Origin of the sequence: Dryocola clanedunensis (assembly GCF_038405435.1) — a bacterium.
Classification (GTDB): Bacteria; Pseudomonadota; Gammaproteobacteria; order Enterobacterales; family Enterobacteriaceae; genus Dryocola; species Dryocola clanedunensis_A.
Map to the genome: position 1 here is coordinate 1 of NZ_JBBYHZ010000141.1, position 262 is coordinate 262.

1 protein-coding gene is annotated in these 262 nt (G+C 71.4%); it reads right to left on the bottom strand.

What is annotated here, in order from left to right:
* On the bottom strand, positions 1–262 hold a 262-nt coding region (locus tag AAE045_RS23885), incomplete at both ends, for a chemotaxis protein CheW (RefSeq protein WP_455549784.1).

Here is a 262-nt window from a genome sequence, read left to right on the forward strand (position 1 = left end):
CTCCTCCAGCACCACGATGCGGGTGTTGGCGTCATTGTCGGCCGCACTGCTGCCCAGGTGGAGGCCCAGGTCCATTACCGGCACGACCTGGCCACGCAGGGTCATGATGCCCAGCATCGCCGGGGAGGTGCCGCGCAGGGGCAGCAGAGGCACGGGCAGGACCACCTCTTGGACCTTGAGCAGTTCGAGCGCGTAGGCCTGGGCGCCGCAGCGCAGGCGCAGCCAGCGCGAGGTGCGCTCGCTGGCGCGGCGGTTCTCGCGC